The organism is Wolbachia endosymbiont of Dipetalonema caudispina, assembly GCF_013365495.1.
Classification (GTDB): Bacteria; Pseudomonadota; Alphaproteobacteria; order Rickettsiales; family Anaplasmataceae; genus Wolbachia.
In genome coordinates, this window is the sequence record NZ_CP046580.1 from 472,007 (window position 1) to 490,919 (window position 18,913).

At 28.9% G+C, this 18,913-nt stretch carries 11 protein-coding genes and 1 tRNA gene; 8 read left to right on the forward strand and 4 right to left on the reverse strand.

The genetic code is table 11. The annotated features are described in order from the left end of the window. Window positions 1-18 precede the first annotated feature (18 nt). Entirely contained in the window at window positions 19-1,506 is a 1,488-nt protein-coding gene (locus GOY14_RS01745) for a UbiD family decarboxylase (RefSeq protein ID WP_175809584.1), read from the reverse strand. A gap of 1,517 nt (window positions 1,507-3,023) precedes the next feature. After that, window positions 3,024-5,687 carry a 2-oxoglutarate dehydrogenase E1 component gene (locus tag GOY14_RS01750; protein WP_175809585.1) on the reverse strand — a complete coding sequence of 888 codons (2,664 nt, stop codon included), beginning with the start codon at window positions 5,685-5,687 and terminating at the stop codon, window positions 3,024-3,026. A 482-nt stretch (window positions 5,688-6,169) separates the two neighbouring features. Here GOY14_RS01750 and lpdA point away from each other — a divergent pair, with 482 nt between their 5' ends. Together lpdA and GOY14_RS01760 are read left to right on the forward strand one after the other, a co-directional pair. Continuing rightward, complete coding sequence (gene lpdA / locus GOY14_RS01755) at window positions 6,170-7,555, forward strand: dihydrolipoyl dehydrogenase (RefSeq protein ID WP_175809586.1); 1,386 nt, start codon at window positions 6,170-6,172, stop codon at window positions 7,553-7,555. A 294-nt stretch (window positions 7,556-7,849) separates the two neighbouring features. Then, window positions 7,850-8,887 carry a UDP-N-acetylglucosamine--N-acetylmuramyl-(pentapeptide) pyrophosphoryl-undecaprenol N-acetylglucosamine transferase gene (locus tag GOY14_RS01760; protein ID WP_175809587.1) on the forward strand — a complete coding sequence of 346 codons (1,038 nt, stop codon included), beginning with the start codon at window positions 7,850-7,852 and terminating at the stop codon, window positions 8,885-8,887. Here GOY14_RS01760 and gshB read toward each other — a convergent pair. Then, window positions 8,872-9,813 carry a glutathione synthase gene (gene gshB / locus GOY14_RS01765; protein WP_175809588.1) on the reverse strand — a complete coding sequence of 314 codons (942 nt, stop codon included), beginning with the start codon at window positions 9,811-9,813 and terminating at the stop codon, window positions 8,872-8,874. The two genes, GOY14_RS01760 and gshB, sit on opposite strands and share 16 nt — an antisense overlap. A gap of 47 nt (window positions 9,814-9,860) precedes the next feature. After that, window positions 9,861-10,454 carry a BON domain-containing protein gene (locus GOY14_RS01770; protein ID WP_175809874.1) on the reverse strand — a complete coding sequence of 198 codons (594 nt, stop codon included), beginning with the start codon at window positions 10,452-10,454 and terminating at the stop codon, window positions 9,861-9,863. A 294-nt stretch (window positions 10,455-10,748) separates the two neighbouring features. On the opposite strand from GOY14_RS01770, the gene GOY14_RS01775 reads away from it, so the two are divergent. From GOY14_RS01775 to GOY14_RS01800, 6 genes are all read left to right on the forward strand, one after another. Beyond that, a tRNA-Leu gene (locus tag GOY14_RS01775) sits at window positions 10,749-10,833 on the forward strand. A gap of 151 nt (window positions 10,834-10,984) precedes the next feature. Continuing rightward, window positions 10,985-12,340 carry a trigger factor gene (gene tig, locus GOY14_RS01780; RefSeq protein ID WP_175809589.1) on the forward strand — a complete coding sequence of 452 codons (1,356 nt, stop codon included), beginning with the start codon at window positions 10,985-10,987 and terminating at the stop codon, window positions 12,338-12,340. A gap of 9 nt (window positions 12,341-12,349) precedes the next feature. Then, window positions 12,350-12,949: an ATP-dependent Clp endopeptidase proteolytic subunit ClpP gene (gene clpP, locus GOY14_RS01785; RefSeq protein WP_175809590.1), complete on the forward strand. Its 600-nt coding sequence runs from the start codon at window positions 12,350-12,352 to the stop codon at window positions 12,947-12,949. An 11-nt stretch (window positions 12,950-12,960) separates the two neighbouring features. Next, window positions 12,961-14,238, forward strand: a complete 1,278-nt coding sequence (gene clpX, locus GOY14_RS01790; protein WP_175809591.1) for an ATP-dependent Clp protease ATP-binding subunit ClpX — start codon at window positions 12,961-12,963, stop codon at window positions 14,236-14,238. A gap of 15 nt (window positions 14,239-14,253) precedes the next feature. Continuing rightward, complete coding sequence (gene lon, locus GOY14_RS01795) at window positions 14,254-16,704, forward strand: endopeptidase La (RefSeq protein ID WP_175809592.1); 2,451 nt, start codon at window positions 14,254-14,256, stop codon at window positions 16,702-16,704. Between the two features lie 897 nt (window positions 16,705-17,601). After that, entirely contained in the window at window positions 17,602-18,255 is a 654-nt protein-coding gene (locus GOY14_RS01800; protein WP_175809593.1) for a DnaA ATPase domain-containing protein, read from the forward strand. Window positions 18,256-18,913: the final 658 nt, after the last annotated feature.

Sequence of the window (18,913 nt, forward strand, 5' to 3'; positions counted from 1 at the left end):
AATATAGACTAATTATATTTAATTATTTATTAACCCATATTCTTTCCATTTCTCCGTGACTTTTCTTACTATTTCTTCATTCATCTCAATCTTTTTTCCCCACTTCCGTTTAGTTTCAGGTGGGATTTTGTTTGTTGCATCAAATCCTATTTTACCTCCAAGTCCACTTTCAGGAGAAGCAAAATCTAAATAATCAATTGGGGCATTTTCTATCATAATAGTATCTCGTATAGGATCCATTCTTGTTGAAATTGCCCATATTACCTCTTTCCAATCACGAACATTTATATCATTATCAACAACTATAATAAATTTTGTGTATAAAAACTGTTTTAGAAAGGAGAGTATACCCATAACAATTCTTTTTGCATGTCCAGGATAAGATTTTTTAATTGATACTACTGCTATTCTATAGGAACACCCTTCTGGAGGCAGGTAAAAGTCTATTATTTCTGGAAATCGATTGATAAGAATCGGTATAAAGATTTCATTGATTGCTTCACCAAGAATTGATGGTTCGTCTGGTGGCTTACCAGTGAAAGTGCTGAGATAAATTGGATTTTTACGCATTGTGATTGCAGTAATATTAAATTCAGGAAATCTTTCAATAGAATTATAGTAACCTGTGTGATCTCCATATGGACCTTCATTTTGATATTTATCCAAACTCACATAGCCTTCCAAAACAATTTCTGCATGAGCTGGTACTTGAAGTGGTATAGTTTTACAACTTACAAGTTCAAGGGGTTTTTTTCGTAATAATCCAGCAAATTGATATTCTGATAATGTTTCTGGTAATGAAATTACAGCAGAAATGAGTGTTGCAGGATCATTGCCAATTACAGCAGCAGCAGGGAATTTTATATTTTGTTTTTTTTCTTTCCATCGTTCATGATGGCTTGCTCCTCCACGATGTGTAAGCCAGCGCATCAAAGTTGTTTTCTTATCTATAACTTGCATACGATATACACCGAGATTAAAATTATCTTGTTTGTCTTCTGTCGGTCCTTTTGTTACCACAATTGGCCAAGTAATAAGCGGTGCAGGTTCATTTGGCCAACATGTTTGAATAGGTAGTATCTTAAGGTCTACCTCATCTCCAGTTAGGACTATCTCTTGACATGGAGCTCTATTTATAACTTTATTTTGCATCGATAATACAACCTTTAACAAAGGAAACATTTTTATAATATCCCTAAAATTTTTTGGTGGCTCAGGAGATTGTAAAAATGCTAGAAATTTACCAAACTCTCTTAGTTTATTAGGATTTATGTTCAATCCTAGGGCTATCCTATCAATAGTGCCAAATAAATTTACCATAACAGGAATTGAATTTTTACCGTTTTCTGTAATAACATTTTCGAAAATAATTGCTGGTCCTTTATTTAATAAAACTCTACGATGAATTTCTGTCATTTCAAGAACTGTCGAAACTTCCTTTTTAATTCTAATTAAATCTTTTTTTTCCTCTAAAACTTTAATGAAGTCACACAAACTATTATACATAACTCAAAGTAAAATTTTTAGTGTATTCATGATATATTTAATTTTAAAGCATGGGTTTTAAAAAATTATATCTATAATCATTAATGCTAGTATATTCATTTCCTTAATTCTATTTTCTATACAAATTGTTTTGTTCTTTTTAAGAGAAAAAAACTTTTTAAAATCAATATATATGACTACTATACTTTATTTCTAAAGCATTTTTATCTCTTTTTCAATTAAAGATGGGATTTATTAAAAAAACTCTAGACTTTTCAATAAATTTTATATTACCTTATATCATATTCCTATATATAAGATTTAGTACCTATATATCAATTTTATTATATTTAATGTTTAAAATATACTGCTAAATATTATTAAAATCTAAATTTTTACACAGTAAACTATATAATTTACTAAAATGCTATAATTTGCTACTTTTAAGAACTCTTTTAAAAAAAGTAAGTAACGTAACACATTAAATTTTAGTTTTAATACGATGTATTTTTATATCTCATAAACTGGATTATGTCATAAAAACTTTAAATTTATACCATAAGTAATAATTTTGCAGAGTTTTAACCCTTAAATTAAGGTTATCTTACTTTTTACAGAAAAGTAATATAGTTACTTCCTGTATCTTCTTTCTCTACATAACATTGGCTATGTTATGTACACTGTAATAAACTTAATAAATTTTAAAAAATTTTTTGAGAAAATTAACTAATTAAAGAATTATGTTGCCTAGAATATAACTAAGTAAATTTAGCAATATGATATGAAAAATAAAATATTATCTTCCCTCTTCTTTTCAGGAAACAAAAATATTAAAATTATAACTATAAGATTTTTTAACTATTGTAAAACCATATAAAGGTAAATATTAAATAATTAATTAGTAACGTAAAATTCAGTAGATAATTAACAATAATAAACTTTTAGTAGGTAATTAAGAATAGGTGATATATCCCTTATTAATAATTAGAAATATCTTTATTATAAGAACAATTAATTTAAATCTTTTATGCAAGAATAGGATGAATTGAGTTATAAATAATACTATGATAATTAGCATAAATTTTATTCTTTACCAGATTATACAAGTAAACTTAAGTATAATAATGAGTAGGATACAAACACTACTAGTAGTTGTATGGGTGATTTAGATATTGACACTCTCCTTATAGAGCTTTTACGTTATCATTATATATAATAGTTTAGTAACTCTTTTAGTCAAATTTATTTTAACTTTTCAATAAAGAAAAATCCATGTTATTTATAGAAATGAAAATTATTAAAATATACTTTATAGTCACTAAGAATTTAAATTTTTAGTGACGTCAACTAAGCTAGTATGAAATACTCATTAGTTTATCTATCATATAAAATATAACATAGTTCATGAATTTGGTTTCATAGTTACTAAATAAGAAGTAAGAATAAAAGATAAAAAGTAATGTTCTCTTTGTAAAACTGAAATTCAGTTAACTCTCATTATCTTTTAAAAGATAGTTAAATTAAAATAAAACTGCTTATTACTTAATCACTTGCTTTAAAATTTCCTCTTGTTGCTGAATATGAACACTAGCATAACCACATGCTGGAGATGCAGCAGCAGGTCTTGCAATACACTTAGGCCTTTTTGCTTGAATATCAAGATCGAGCAATACTTCCTCTATCAATGGATTAACAAAAAACCATCCCCCCATATTTTTTGGTTCCTCTTGACACCATATGACTTCAGCATTTTTATATTTTCCAAGTTCATCTCTTAATTTATCAAACGGAAATGGGTAAAATTGCTCTAATCGTATTACTACTATATTATTTATTTTTTGTACTGCACATGCTTCAATTATATCGTAATAAACTTTACCACTACATATTATAGCTTTGCGTATTTTGTCATCTGAAACTAAGCCCATTCTTCGTTCTGGAGTTACCACAAGGAACATTCCCTTAAAGTCGGACAAGTTAGAAACTGCTTTTTTATGGCGTAGTAACGATTTAGGTGTAAATACCACCAAAGGCTTACGAAAATCTCGATGAATCTGCCTACGTAAAACATGAAAATAGTTTGCCGGAGTAGAACAATTAACTACTTGTATGTTATCCTCTCCACAAAGTTGTAAAAACCTTTCTATACGTGCTGAACTGTGTTCAGGCCCTTGTCCTTCATATCCATGAGGTAGAAGTAAAACTATACCACTAGATCGTAACCATTTTGTTTCTGCAGACGTAATAAACTGGTCAATTATGATTTGTGCACCATTTGCAAAATCACCAAACTGTCCTTCCCACAGTACTAATGAATATGGAGAATCAAGACTATATCCATATTCAAAACCCATTACAGCATACTCCGATAAAGTGCTATCTATAACTTCAAAGTAAGCCTGTTCATTATTTATATTATTTAATGGAATAAACACTTCTTCTGTTACCTGATCAATAAGTTTTGAATGACGGTGCGAAAAAGTTCCACGACTAGAATCTTGTCCTGATAAACGAACTTCCACTCCTTCTATAAGAAGTGATGCAAACGCAAGGCTTTCAGCCGTTGCCCAATCTATATTATTACCAGAATTTATACTATCTATTCTAACATCTAGTATTTTTTTAACTTTACTGTTAATATTAAAACTGTTTGGCATATTGCTATTTATATGTATACCTAATTTTTTTAACTCATCTAGTGATATACCGGAGTCTGTGTAATATTCATGTAAATCATTCAATCTTGCTCTCCTAAATTTTGACCATACTCCACCAAACCAGTCAGCCTTTTTTGGAGTATAAGCTACTGATGCAATAAAGCTTTTATCTAACTTTGCTCTAAATTTACTGCGTAAATTATCTACTTCACTACTACTTATTACTTTTTCTGCAATTAACTTCTCTTCATACATCGTTCCTGGAGTTTTATGTTTTGATATTACTTTATACATAAGTGGTTGAGTAAGATTAGGTTCATCACCTTCATTATGACCATATTTACGATAGCATATTATATCAATAATCACATCTTTTTTAAATTTTTGTCTGTATTCCATTGCTAGACTTGTAGCAAAACTGACAGCTTCTGGGTTATCTCCATTTACGTGAAATACTGGAACCTCTATGAGTTTTACTATATCAGTACAATAAAAAGATGACCGTGTGCAGTGTGAGTTGACAGTAAAACCAACTTGGTTATTAATAATAATATGTACGATACCATCAACTTTATAACCTTTAATGTTACTTAAGGTTAGAGTCTCAACAACCACTCCTTGACCTATGAAAGCTGCATCACCATGAATTGATACTCCAAGTACAGATCTTATTTTTTGTTTAGCTCTCACTCTCCCAGCTAAGACTGGATTTATTGCCTCAAGGTGGGATGGGTTAGGGCATAAACTTAAATGTATTTTTTTGCCGTCAGCAAGTGTACGATCAGATGAGTAACCTAAATGGTATTTAACATCGCCAGATACCTCAAGATCACCTGGATGTGCAAGATTGCCTTGAAATTCAGATAGAACTGCTGTATATCCCTTTCCCATAATCTTGGTTAGAACGTTAAGTCGTCCACGATGAGCCATACCGAAAACTATTTCTTCAATTCCATAAGTTGTAGAGTCATTAATAATTTTCTCGATTGCAACCATAACTGATTCTCCACCTTCGATAGAAAAACGTTTATACCCTGGAAACTTTACATGGAGAAATTGCTCAAACATCTCAGATTCAACTAAGTGTTTCAGTATCTTCTTTTTACCTTGTGAGCTCAGTGTATAGATTTGATTTTCAATTTTTTCTTGTAGCCACATTCTCTCTTTATAAGAGGAAATATGCATAAATTCAAAACCTATATTTTTACAATAAATATCTCTATAAATTTTGCTATCATCATGTGTTAGAGAAAAGTTCGAGTATCTTTGATAATCTATTTCTTTATTTATGCTTAAAGATAACGGATTAAGGTCTGCAAAAAAATGACCGTAAGATCTAAAAAAGTTTAGTAAGCTGGAAACTGAATTATTTATCTTGATAAAATGTTGTGTACTATAAGTAGTATTAACTTTTGTATTAATTGAGAAGATTTTATACCAATCTTTTCCAATTGATTCATCACCTTGTAAGTAACGGCTATACATTTCCTCTATAAATTTTATATTATCACTATAAAAGTAGGAATTATTTTTAAAATTTGGCATAATCACATTACAAAGTATTGAATATTTATAGTATAGCTTAAGTTATTTATAAAGAGAACTTTTTTTAATGACTTCAGCAGTAAACTTAAGATAAGGAAGTTTTTTTTGAAAGTGTTATTTCTATAATTGTAAAATTGAAAAATAATACATGCTATGATGTCAACACTTTTACTGCTTTCGTTATAACAGCTGGTATCTCTAAATTTTAAAAAAACTTACCATTTAGAAAACAGTTTTATAAATTATGAGGATATTCTCTTCTTTACATTTAAAAAAAATACAACATAATACTAAGTTCAACTTGATGTTGAACAATTTTTATAATTTTATGTGTATTTAGTATTTAGTTTACTCAAACCAAAATAACTAAATATTTAGTATTCTTTATGTAAGTTACTTATTTTAGGTTCTAGGAAATAATATCATTGATTATATTGATTTCGTTTGTTATACATATAACTTTTCAAGTTATAAAAAAAACAATGGATGAATATGATATCACAGTTATAGGTAGTGGCCCTGGAGGTTATATTGCAGCAATCAGAGCAGTGCAGCTTGGGTTTAAAACTGCAATTATTGAAAAAGAAAAAAGTTTAGGTGGTATATGCTTAAATTGTGGATGTATACCGACAAAATCATTACTTAAAGTATCTGAAGTATATGGAATCATAAAAAGATCGGAAGAATTTGGTATAAAAGTAAGGGATCTAAGCTTTAACATACAATCAATAGTAAAATACTCAAAAAGTATTGTTAATAAATTAGCAAATGGTATGGCTTATTTAATAAAAAAAAATAACATTAAAGTTTATCATGGTTTTGGTAAACTTACAGGTAATCGTACTATAAAAATCTTTAGTAGCGAGGAAGAGCAAGAAATTTTTTCTAGGCATATCATTTTAGCAACAGGTGTAAGAGCACGAAACCTACCTGAGATAGAGGTAGATGGAGATTTAATATGGAATGCACAACATGCTATAGCTTTAAATAAGCTACCAAAATCATTGCTAATTGTAGGATCTGGTGCAATTGGAATAGAATTTGCAAGTTTTTGTAGTATTTTAGGAGTTGATGTCTCAATTATAGAGATAAAGGACACTATTTTACCTTTGGAAGATAAAGATATTTCAGACTTAGCACAAGAGCTATTTACGAAACAGGGAATAAAAATATATACAAACAATAGTGTAAAAACTATTACTAAAAATAAAGGTTCTGTTAAAGTACAGTTAAGTAGTGGTGAAAATAAAGAATTTGATAAAGTAATCGTTGCAGTCGGTGTTCAAGCAAACACTGAAAATATAGGTTTAGAGAATACAAAAATTAAATTAGATCCTTTTGGCTTTATTGAAACTAATAGATGGTATGAGACATATGAACCCAATATATATGCAATAGGTGATGTAACTGGCCCCCCATGTTTGGCACACAAAGCAAGTCGTGAAGCTATAGTTTGTGTTGAAAAAATTGCTGGTAAAAGTGTTAATATATTAAGAAAAGAATGTATACCAAATTGTACTTACTCTTACCCACAAATAGCTAGTGTTGGTCTGACTGAAGAAAGGGCAGTTAAAAATGGATATGATATAAAAGTAGGAAAATCTTACCCCAACTTTAATGGCAAGTCTATTGTACTAGGTGAGACTGAAGGATTAGTGAAAACAGTGATAGATAAAAAAACAGGTGAACTTCTTGGAGCTCACTTATTAGGAGCAGAAGTAACAGAATTAATTAGTAATTTTGTTCTTGCAAAGCAAATAGAAGCAATAGATCTTGATATAAAATCAACAATTTTTCCTCATCCAACTATTTCAGAACTGATACATGAATCAGTTCTTGCTGCAGATAATGAATCTCTGAACAGTTAAATAATTCCATTTCACTGCTTTGGAATTAACTTCTTGAGATAAGTTGCATTGTGTACTTTGAATTATGAGCTATTCAAGTAGCTTGACTTTACTACTTTCTTTATAGCTTTTTAATAACTTTTAAGCTTTTTTTTTTTGCTTTTTATTCTTGAGAATTATATATTCCTTTAATACTGCTTTAATGCTGTTGTTGTAAGTCTCTATAGTTTCTGCATAAATTTAGTAAAATTTTAGGTGCAAGTTATTAAATAATAGTCAACAATTTAGTATCATTAATTGCTTACTGTGTTATAAATGGATATTATTTTAGCAACAGGCGGAACAGGTGGACACATTTTTCCAGCTATAACATTGGCAAAAGCACTAAAGTTACGAGGATATAATTGTATATTATTTACTAATAAAAAAACAGATAAAAATATAGATGTAAAAAGCTATACCTTGCCAGTATGTAGGCCAAGCAATAATAAATTTAAATTTTTTCTTTTGTTAATATATAGCTTCATATTAGCTTTATATCGAATAAGGAAGTTAAAGCCAAAGTTAGTTATTGGTTTTGGTAGTTATGCTACTTTTCCAACTCTTCTTGCAGCAAAGGTTTTCTCTATACCTATAATTTTACATGAGCAAAATATCCTTTTAGGAAGAGTGAATAGATTTTTTCTCAGTAGTGCAAAGTTAATTGCAACCAGCTTTTCAGAAACTAAATATGTGGAGAGAAATAAATGCATTTTTACAGGAAATTTTGTTTATATAAAACCTAAAAGTTATTCTTATCCTTCCTCAAAAGGAAGCTTGAACATATTAATAATAGCAGCTAGTCAAGGTTCAAGTTTTTTTGACTATGTAATAAGTGACGTAGTTTGTAGTTTACCTATTGAAATAAAAAGTAAACTTAAAATAATGCAGCAGTGTACTAAAAAAAATATAAATAAGGTTCAAAGCTTATATAAAAATGAAAAGTTCAATAGCGAATTGAGTGAATTTTTTAAAAATATAGAAAGTAGACTAGCAAGTGCTCACTTAATAATTAGTAGAGCAGGAGCTACTTCAATATCAGAAATTACTCTTGCTCAACGTCCTGCTATATATATTCCTTATCCTCACTCAAAAGATGATCATCAATTTTACAATGCAAAATATATTGAAGGTTTGGGAGCAGCCGTAGTAGTTCAACAAGATAGCGAAACCAAAAAAAAATTAAGAGACTTACTGATTGATTTATTAGGAAACTTTCAAAAGTTACATAACATGGCTAATAATACTAGGAAAATAAAAGTAAAAAATGGAGTTAATAAATTTATTAAGGCAATAATTCATAAATTTTGTTGACTGGTATGGTGCCTGTTTGCTTTTTCTTCAAATACATCCCATAGTTTTTTTTCTAATGCTATATCATATAGTTTATTAATATAAACTACGCCTGTAGGCGAAGTTGTGTTAATTTCAAGGAGGAAATCATCTATAATATCAATACCGACAAATATTAACCCTCTTTTCTTTAGTTCAGGACCAATTTTATTACAGATTTCATTATCTCTATCACTCATTTCAACAGGTACAAAACTTGCCCCAAGCCGTAAGTTTGTTCTAATTTCTTCACTAGATTTTGGAACTCTTTTCATCACTCCAATGGGTTGACCATCGAGTAACAATATTCTTTTATCTGTATTTATATTTTTACAAAACGCTTGAGCGACTACAGGACATTCATATTTTGAAATCATGAGTTCCATTACTACCTGAATATTGCTTTCGTCATTTATTCTTATTACGTCATTTCCACCATAGTTATATAATGGTTTTAAAATAATATTTTTGTTATGATTATGATAAAAATTTCTAATCATCGATATATTTTCAGTGATTAAAGTCGGTAAAGTTAGTTCTGGAAATAATGAAGTAATTAATTTTTCAGGATGATTTCTTATTTCTGTTGGGTTATTTATTACTAAAGCATTAGTCTTTTCCAAAATATAGGTAGTTGTAATATAACGCATATCAAAAGGTGGATCCTGTCTAATAAATATAATCTCTATTTCATTCAAATTGATTATTACCTCTTTTTTAGAGGTGAAATGGTAATCATTAGTGCTAACTTTTTGGGCAAAAGCAACTGGCTGATTTAGCTTTAGTGCTAAATTACTAGGAACATAGATAGAAATTTCGTGTTTTCTTCTCTGTGCTTCTTTTATCAATGCAAATGTAGTATCAGTTTCAAAATTTATGTTTTCATTTATTTGAAAAGCGATTCTCATGATATTTTATTCTCAAAAAAATTTATCACTTAAAAACTTAGCCCATATTAACGTCTTAACTTACTATGCCTATAACGTACATAACTTATAACTTGCTTTACTCCCTTAACCTTTCTTGCAATTGCTATTGCTGCTTTTAGTTCTGACTTATTTTGAGCTATACCCATCAAATAAACAACTCCATCAACCGTGTTAATGCTATAATTAATCGATTTGATATTCTTTTTTCTTAAAAATCTTGTCCTTATTTCTGCTGTTATCATACTATCTATAATAGTATCAAGTATAGAGGTTGTTTGGATTGGTGTAACTCTTATTTCGTTTATCACTTCCTTAACTTCTTTTCCTTGCCAAGCTATCTTCTCTGCTATGAGTTGTTTTTCTGGTGAATCAACATTTCCGATCAATAACACTCTTCCTTCACTTACTTTTACCTTTACAAATGAAAATAGCCCATGTTTTAAGAGACCCTTATTGATTCTGATTATCAAACTTGTGTCGTCGACAATATTTCCTAATGATTTATCTTGCATTGCTACTGCCGTTGCTGTTGTAGCTACTACACTACTTATTATAAAAGTTGTACATCCACTCTGGGTAATTAAAAAAATTGCAAGTAAGAAGTTTACTATTAGTTTCATCATTGATTTTAAGGTTTAGAATTTTTGTAGAAATATATTAATAAGCTTTTTAAATTATGTAAATACTCATATTAAGTTAAGGTTTTAGATCTTGAATATTTTGATGTAACAGTTTACAATTTTATTGTAGATGATTTAGATTTACTTAAGTCAACTCTATTATGAATTGACTGTATTATTTAAGCGTTATCTTAAACTTGTGTTAGGCCATACTAATTTTAAAGTTGGAGTTTTATCAGAAAAGTAGAGCAAAAATATTTTTTTATTACTGCTACAAACTACTGAAAAATTCTTGTGGGTATGACGGAATTGGTAGACGTACTAGAGTTAGGTTCTAGTGAACTTCTTGTTCGTGAGGGTTCGAGTCCCTCTATCCGCACTTATATGACTTGGAGTTTAAAAGAATATTTTTAATCATAAAATATACTTTAATATTTATGTAAAAAACCTATTCTTAAGGATTGTATTTAACTTAAATTCTGGTAAAATAACTTTGTTAAAAAGTGATAAAATACTTACAAATAAATTAAATGCCTAGCGATATATCTCAAAGTACAGTTAAAATAAATGCACTCAGTAATATATATACCTATAGAAAATTAGTTATAGGTAAACCTAAACATGAGTATGAAATTACAGTAAGTAGCGATTATATAAAACAGAAAATGGGTTCTAGATTACAAGAAATAGCAAAAAATGCGAAATTGCCTGGATTTCGCTCCGGGAAAATGCCTTACGATCTTGTTGTTACAAACTATAAAAGTGAAGCTTTAAAGTATGTAGTAAACAATGCGATTGACTATTGTTCTAGTGACTTGATGGAAAAAATTGGTATTAAATCTCATATTTATCCTAAGGTTAATATTATATCATTACCAAATCCAGACAAAAAAGATGAAAAAGGTAATTTTATATATAGATTATCTTTTGAATCGATGTCAGAGATACCAGCAATAGACCTTGATAAAATAAATTTAAAAAAAATTGAGGCGAAAATTGAAGAGGAAGATATAAAAGAATTTATTGATTCTATCAAGATAAAATTTCCTGATTTCATTTCTATCAATAATATTTCTTATCAAGCACAAAATGGTGATAAATTAGTCATTGACTTTAAAGGGAGAATTAGGAATAAGCTTTTTCGGGGAGGAAGTAATAAAAATTTTAAGGTAATTTTAGGCTCAGGAACATTTATTAATGGTTTTGAAGATAAATTAATTGGTATGAAAAAAGGAGAAACAAAAAATTTTAAGTTAAAATTTCCTGAAAGTTACCAAGTAATTTCCCTTGCAGGACAGGAAGCTGATTTTTTTGTTTTAGTTAATGATATTCAAGTTATTCAAAGGTTTGGAAATGATGATGAAGTTGCTAAAAAAATGGGGTTTGAAAATTATTCACTGCTAAAGGATTATGCTAAAAAAACAATTAGTGATCATTGTAAAAAAATGGAGGAATTTTTAATTAAAAAGGAGTTATTTGATTATTTAGATGCTAATTATAGTTTTGGTTTACCTATGGATATAGTAAAACAAGAACAACAAAAGATAAAAGGGGAATTATTAAATCCTAAAGATGATTCTTGCAAAGAGGCTAAAAGACGTGTAAAGCTTGCAGTATTGTTTATGAAGTTTAGTACAGAACATAAAATTTCTTTAACTCAAAATGATATTTTGAGTGTTGTTATGAAGCGCTATACTAATAAAGATATGCCATTCGATAAAGTAGTAAAGTATTTAAACTCAAACAAGCAATTTCATGGGTTAGTTGAAGGGCAAGCTCTTGAGGATAAAGTTACAGACTATATAATGGAAAAGGTTAATAAAAGAGAGCAGATTGTTTCTGTAAGAGAGTTAAAAAAATTATTTAATAATATTAATAATATTTAATAAAAGGGTATGACTCTTATACCAATTGTAATTGAGCAAACTAGTCGTGGTGAACGTGCTTATGATATATACTCAAGGCTGGTGAAAGAAAGAATAATTTTTGTAACTGGTCCTATTGAAGATAGTATGGCTAGCGTAATAGTGGCACAGCTTTTGTTTCTGGAGTCAGAAAATCCTGATAAGGATATTTATATGTATATTAACTCACCAGGTGGTATCGTAACTGCCGGCTTGTCAATTTATGATACAATGCAGTATATAAAACCAGATGTTTCAACTTTGTGCATAGGTCAAGCTGCATCTATGGGTTCTCTATTACTTGCAGCTGGCACGAAAGGTAAACGTTATTCTTTGCCTCATTCAAGAATTATGATACATCAGCCATCAGGAGGTTATCAGGGTCAAGCAACAGATATAGAGATATATGCCAATGAAATCTTACGAGTTAAAAAAAAGCTCAATCAGATCTATGAAAAACATACTGGAAATTCATTAAAAAAAATTGAAGAAATGATGGAAAGAGATAAATTTATGGACTCTGAAGAAGCTAAAAAAATTGGTTTGGTTGATAGAGTAATGGCTGAACGTGAAGATATGAAAATTAAGTAAAGGGTAAATTAATGGATAATAATGATGATTTACACCGTTGTTCTTTTTGTAATAAAGCTCAAAATGAGGTAGATAAATTAATAACTAATTCTTCGGATGGCTTTAAAGTGTTTATTTGTAATGAATGCATAGAATTATCTCATAAAGCAATAAATCAAAAGAAAGGTGGACCTTTTAATTCAGATTATATATCTGATGTAAAGTTATTATTAAAGAAACCTGAGGACATAAAAAATTTTCTTAGTAAACATGTTGTTGGTCAAGAACATGCACAACACGTTTTGTCTGTGGCTATGTATAACCATTGTCAATCTATGGCACAAATTCACTCTATAAGTGACGTTGAGATTGAAAAGTCAAATGTAATGCTTATTGGTCCCACTGGTTCTGGTAAAACTTTATTAGCTAAAACGCTTGCCAAAGTCTCAGATGTGCCATTTGCTATGGCTGATGCAACAACTCTCACGGAAGCAGGCTATGTAGGTGATGATGTAGAAAGTGTATTATCGCGTCTATTACAAGCTGCAAATTATGATGTTACAAAAGCACAGCGTGGTATAGTATTCATAGATGAAATAGATAAAATTACAAGAAAGTCTGAAAGTACTTCAATAACGCGTGATGTTTCAGGTGAAGGAGTCCAGCAAGCTCTACTTAAAATTATGGAAGGTACAGTTGCTTATGTTCCGCCGCATGGTGGACGTAAACATCCACAACAGGAACTTATTCAAGTGGATACTAATAATATATTATTTATCTGTGGAGGGGCTTTTGAAGGTTTAGATAAGATCATTGAAGCGAGAAAAAGAGGAACATCAGTTGGTTTTGGAGCAGATATTAGTCAGTCTAGGGAACAGAAAAAAAAGAATATTTTGCATGATGTTCAACCTGAGGATTTAATTAAATTTGGTTTAATACCAGAATTTGTAGGGCGAGTTCAAATAACTGCTGTTTTAGATGAATTAAACCATGAAGATTTAGTGCATGTATTAATAGAGCCAAGAAACGCACTGATAAAACAATATAAGGCATTACTTGCATTTAGTAAAGTAAATCTTAAGTTTACAGATGAAGCAATATCAGCTATTGCTGAAAAGGCTATGAGTTACAAAACGGGTGCAAGAATGTTACGTGCTATTTTAGAATCACTTTTACTTGATGTTATGTATACAGCTGGAAATGGAGGTTTTGAAGGCAGTACAATAGTAATTACTAAAGAAATGGTAGAGCTAGGAAAAGCAGTGATTAATCGTAGTAATAAAGGTACTGTTATAACAGTTAATGATTGATATGGGTCTCATGTTATGAGTGTTGAATGTACTATAGATTCTAGTTTTGCTACGTTACCAGTATTGCCTTTAAGGGATGTAGTAATTTTTCCAAGTATGGTAGTTCCTTTATTTATAGGTAGGGAAAGGTCTATTCATGCATTAGAGTATGCGATTGATAGCAGCAGTCACCAAAATGAGATTTTTCTTGTAACACAACGAGATGGTTCTATTGATAACCCGGAGCCAGAAGACCTTTATGAGGTAGGTGTATTAGCAAATATTGTACAATCATTAATAAAATTGCCTGATAATGCAGTAAAAGTTGTAGTCCAAGGAATAAATAGAGGAAGAGTTTTAGAATATATTAACTCTCATACTTTATTACAAGCTAAAGTAGAGTTGGGTAGTTATCATGAACATGAAGAAAATGAAGATAATATTGATCTAGAGGCTTTGAGAAGATCTGTTATAAGTGCATTTGACAGCTGGTGCAAACTAAACAAGAAGAATCATCCTGAAATTATTGTGAATCCCGTTGAGCAGATTAAAAAGCTTGATCAGCTTGTAGATACAATAGTTTCGTGCTTAGGTGTAAAAGCATCAGACAAACAAAGTATACTTGAAACTTATGCTCCAATAGAACGTTTAAGAAAAACTTTTGCTTTTATTGAAAGAGAAATAAGTATTTTAGATGCACAAAACCGTTTATGTAAAACAATTAAATCTCAAGTTGAGAGTACTCAAAAAGCTTATTATCTTAATGAACAATTAAAAGCTATACAGAAAGAATTAGGTGAATTTGAGAATGGAGAAGAAGGAAGTGCAGTAAATGAATTTGAGAAGAAGATAAACGAAACAAAGCTTTCCCAAGAAGCAAAAGAAAAAGCTGTGGCTGAATTAAAAAGATATAGAAAAATGAATCCAGTTTCTCCTGAAGCTACAGTTATATCTAATTATTTGTATTGGTTACTTGATCTGCCATGGGGAAAGTATAAAGATACAAAAATTAACTTAAATACAGCAAAGAAAATCTTGGATAAAAACCATTATGGTATAGAGAAAGTAAAAGATCGAATAATAGAATTTATGGCAGTATTAAAAAGAGTAAAAAAGATAAAAGGTCCTATACTTTGCCTAGTTGGTCCTCCTGGTGTTGGTAAAACCTCTTTAGCTCACTCTATAGCAAAAGCAGTAGGAAGGGATTTTGTTCGTATATCTCTTGGTGGTGTACGCGATGAATCTGAGATACGTGGTCATAGAAAAACTTATATTGGTTCAATGCCTGGTAAAATTATTCAACATATGAAAAAAGCTAATTCGTGCAATCCGCTCTTTTTACTTGATGAGATAGATAAAATGGGTTCTGATTTACGTGATAATCCTGCATCTGCATTACTTGAAGTTTTAGATACAGAACACAATAAGCACTTTACAGATCATTATTTAGAAGTTGAGTTTGATCTTTCAAGTGTAATGTTTGTAGCTACAGCAAACAGCTTAAATTTGCCACATCCTTTACGTGATAGGATGGAAATTATACAATTGTCTGGTTATACTGAAGATGAAAAGATCAATATCGCTAGATATTATTTGATTCCTAAATTAAAAAAAGAGCATGGTTTGCGTCAAAAGGAATGGAGTATAACTGATGATGCATTGTGCGGGTTAATACGTTTATATACACGTGAAAGCGGTGTACGTAATATGGAGAGAGAGCTTGCAAAGCTTATGAGAAAAGCAGTTAAAAAGATACTGACTGATAAAAGCAAAAAGATATCCGTGGAAATGAATAGTTTACAAGATTATTTAGGAATACGTAAATATACTTTTGGTACTATGGAAAATGAAAATTTAGTAGGAGTAGTAACTGGACTTGCTTATACTGAAACAGGTGGTGATATTTTAATGATAGAGTCAGTTTTAATTCCTGGTAAGGGAGAAATAAAATATACTGGAAAACTTGGAGAAATAATGCAAGAATCTATAAAAGCTGCATATAGTTATATTCGATCAAATTGCTTGTTTTTTGGTATAGAGCCTGAAAAATTTCAAAGTAATAGTATACATTTACATATACCTGAAGGTGCCGTACCAAAGGATGGACCTTCTGCTGGTAGTGCAGTCTGTACATCTATTGTTTCTCTTATGACGAATATACCAGTTGATAAAAGTATTGCTATGACAGGTGAAGTTACATTACGTGGTAAAGTTTTAGCTATTGGAGGCTTGAGAGAAAAATTACTTGCAGCACTCAGAGGGGAAATTAAGACTGTGATTATACCTTGTGAAAATGAAAAGGATATGCAAGAAATTCCAGCAAAGATTAAGGAAAAGATTAATATAGTTCTTGTTAAAAATATTGATGAGGTAATAAAAGTTGCTTTAATACAACCCATTATTTCAATTGAAGGAGGTAGTATGAATAACACACCATCTTCTTCTACAAAAAATAAAGACGATAATTTTTTCGAGTTAAAACACTAAAGATTAGGCCTCTTTTCACAGTATTTTTATTGTGATAAGTTGAACATTAGGTAAACAGAAGCAAAGTTGCTCTTCACTAAGTTACCAATTTTATTATCATAAAAACCATCTATTCTTTTATAATTATATAAGAATTGATAAATATACTGAAAGAGCTTAAACATGTTAAAAATAGAAAATGATATGAACAATATAATGTTTTGTATTCACCATTATAAGCTTTATAAAATGGTTATAGAAGCATAATTGATATTAAAGAAATTTTTTTAATGTGAATAGAAGTTGTATATTTTTTTATGAATTGCCATAGCAAAATTTATTCTAATATATCATATATTTTTTATAATATTTTGTATCTCTTATTGTTATACACTTACTTAATTAACTAGCAGTAAAGTTTAAAAGAATAAAAAAACATGCTACACTCTCAACATTGATTAAGATTTATACTAGTGTTATTTTTTATGCTAACATTATATTATGTCAAGTTTCTTTAAATTAAAGACAGAAAGTGATTATTTAATTTTAATTTAAAAATTAAGTAAAATTGTGATAATTATATATCTTATTTCATAAGTGCTTTTAATATTTAAATAATATCATCTTAGAAATGTTGAGCTTTAATTTTAGGTTAATTTATAACGCTATTTATTAGAACTATTGATAACATCTTTATATATATAATCTACTTTTATTATAGTAACGCTAGTAAGTGAGCTCCTATTCTTCTTCTATAGAAAAAATTCTAAATTTTTTTTGATGTTTTTTCTAATGCATCTGGCGAATTTTTTTTATATAACTAGTTTTTGATAATTAAAGAATAAATTATAATATATCATAATGTATTAAAAAATATGGATGAATAAATTTTATACAAGCTTGTGACAGGTGTATAATATGTTTAATGTACAGTTAAATTTATTTAAAGATAATCAAACTGATTATAGTTGGCAAAATTTTATTATCTTAGATGAAAATAAACATGTATATAATTTGGTAATTGATGACCTATCTTGGAAATCTTTAATCCTTTTTGGTCCTAAAGGCTCAGGTAAAACTCACCTTGCTCATATCTGGCGATTAGTAAACAATGCAATCTTTATTAATGTAAATGATTTTATAAGTGAGATGAGATATAGCAATGCTTTTATTTTAGAAGACATACAAAATATTCAAGACCAAGTAATGTTATTGCACTGTTATAATTATATGAAAGAAAATAATAAAAGGCTACTTATTACTTCTTCAGCTTTACCAAAAAAGCTTAATTTGAAGTTAAAAGATTTGAGTTCTCGTATATTATCAACTGTCACTGTGAAGATTCCACCTGCAAGTGGAGAATTGCTAAGAATTATGTTGATAAAAAGATTTTCAGACAAACAATTGAAGGTTAATCTAAGGATAGTTGACTATATTTTAGCAAGAGTAGAGCGTTCTTTTTATAGTGTGAATAAAATTATAGAGAAAATAGATAATGAGTCTATGGGATCAAATATTACTATTCCTTTTATTAATACTTTATTAAAAAAGAGTAACTTTTGTATATATTGAGAATTTATTGATATTGATACTTATGAGCTATTGTCTGATTATATGATGTTATATAAAGACTATATATAATATAGGTATATATATTTAGAATATGATAATGATATATTATAAGTACTTTCTATAAATCTTGATATTATGATCAATATGGTAGAGGTAAGACAAAATCAAAAAAAAAACTAGATGGAAGTTTATTATACTTATAGTTTTGATAAGTGCTTTATTTATTTTTTATTTTTCAGTAAGAGATATTCCTAATCAGACTATAGTCAAAGAAATAAACATAGAAAATAGTGATACAGAATAAATAGTTGTAAGATGAAAAAGAAAATTTTTACAACATATTATATAAACACTTTGATGTAGAAAAATCTGTTATGCTAAATACTTTAGAAAATTAAGATTTAGATTTATTTTAACTAAGGAATTTTTTAAAAATTAGGTACTTTTAGTTAATTAAGTTAAACTAACATTAAGGATTATGTAAAATTTTAAGTTCATATTAAAAAAATACAAAAGTAGTTTTGTATCAAAAGAAAGACATCCTACTATGAAGATTTCTATAGTGCTTATTTAATGATGAATAACAGATTTTTAATCTAATCCTATCAGTGATAATAAATTAAAAAGAAAAAATTTTCGCTCTTTAAAAATTTTAAGT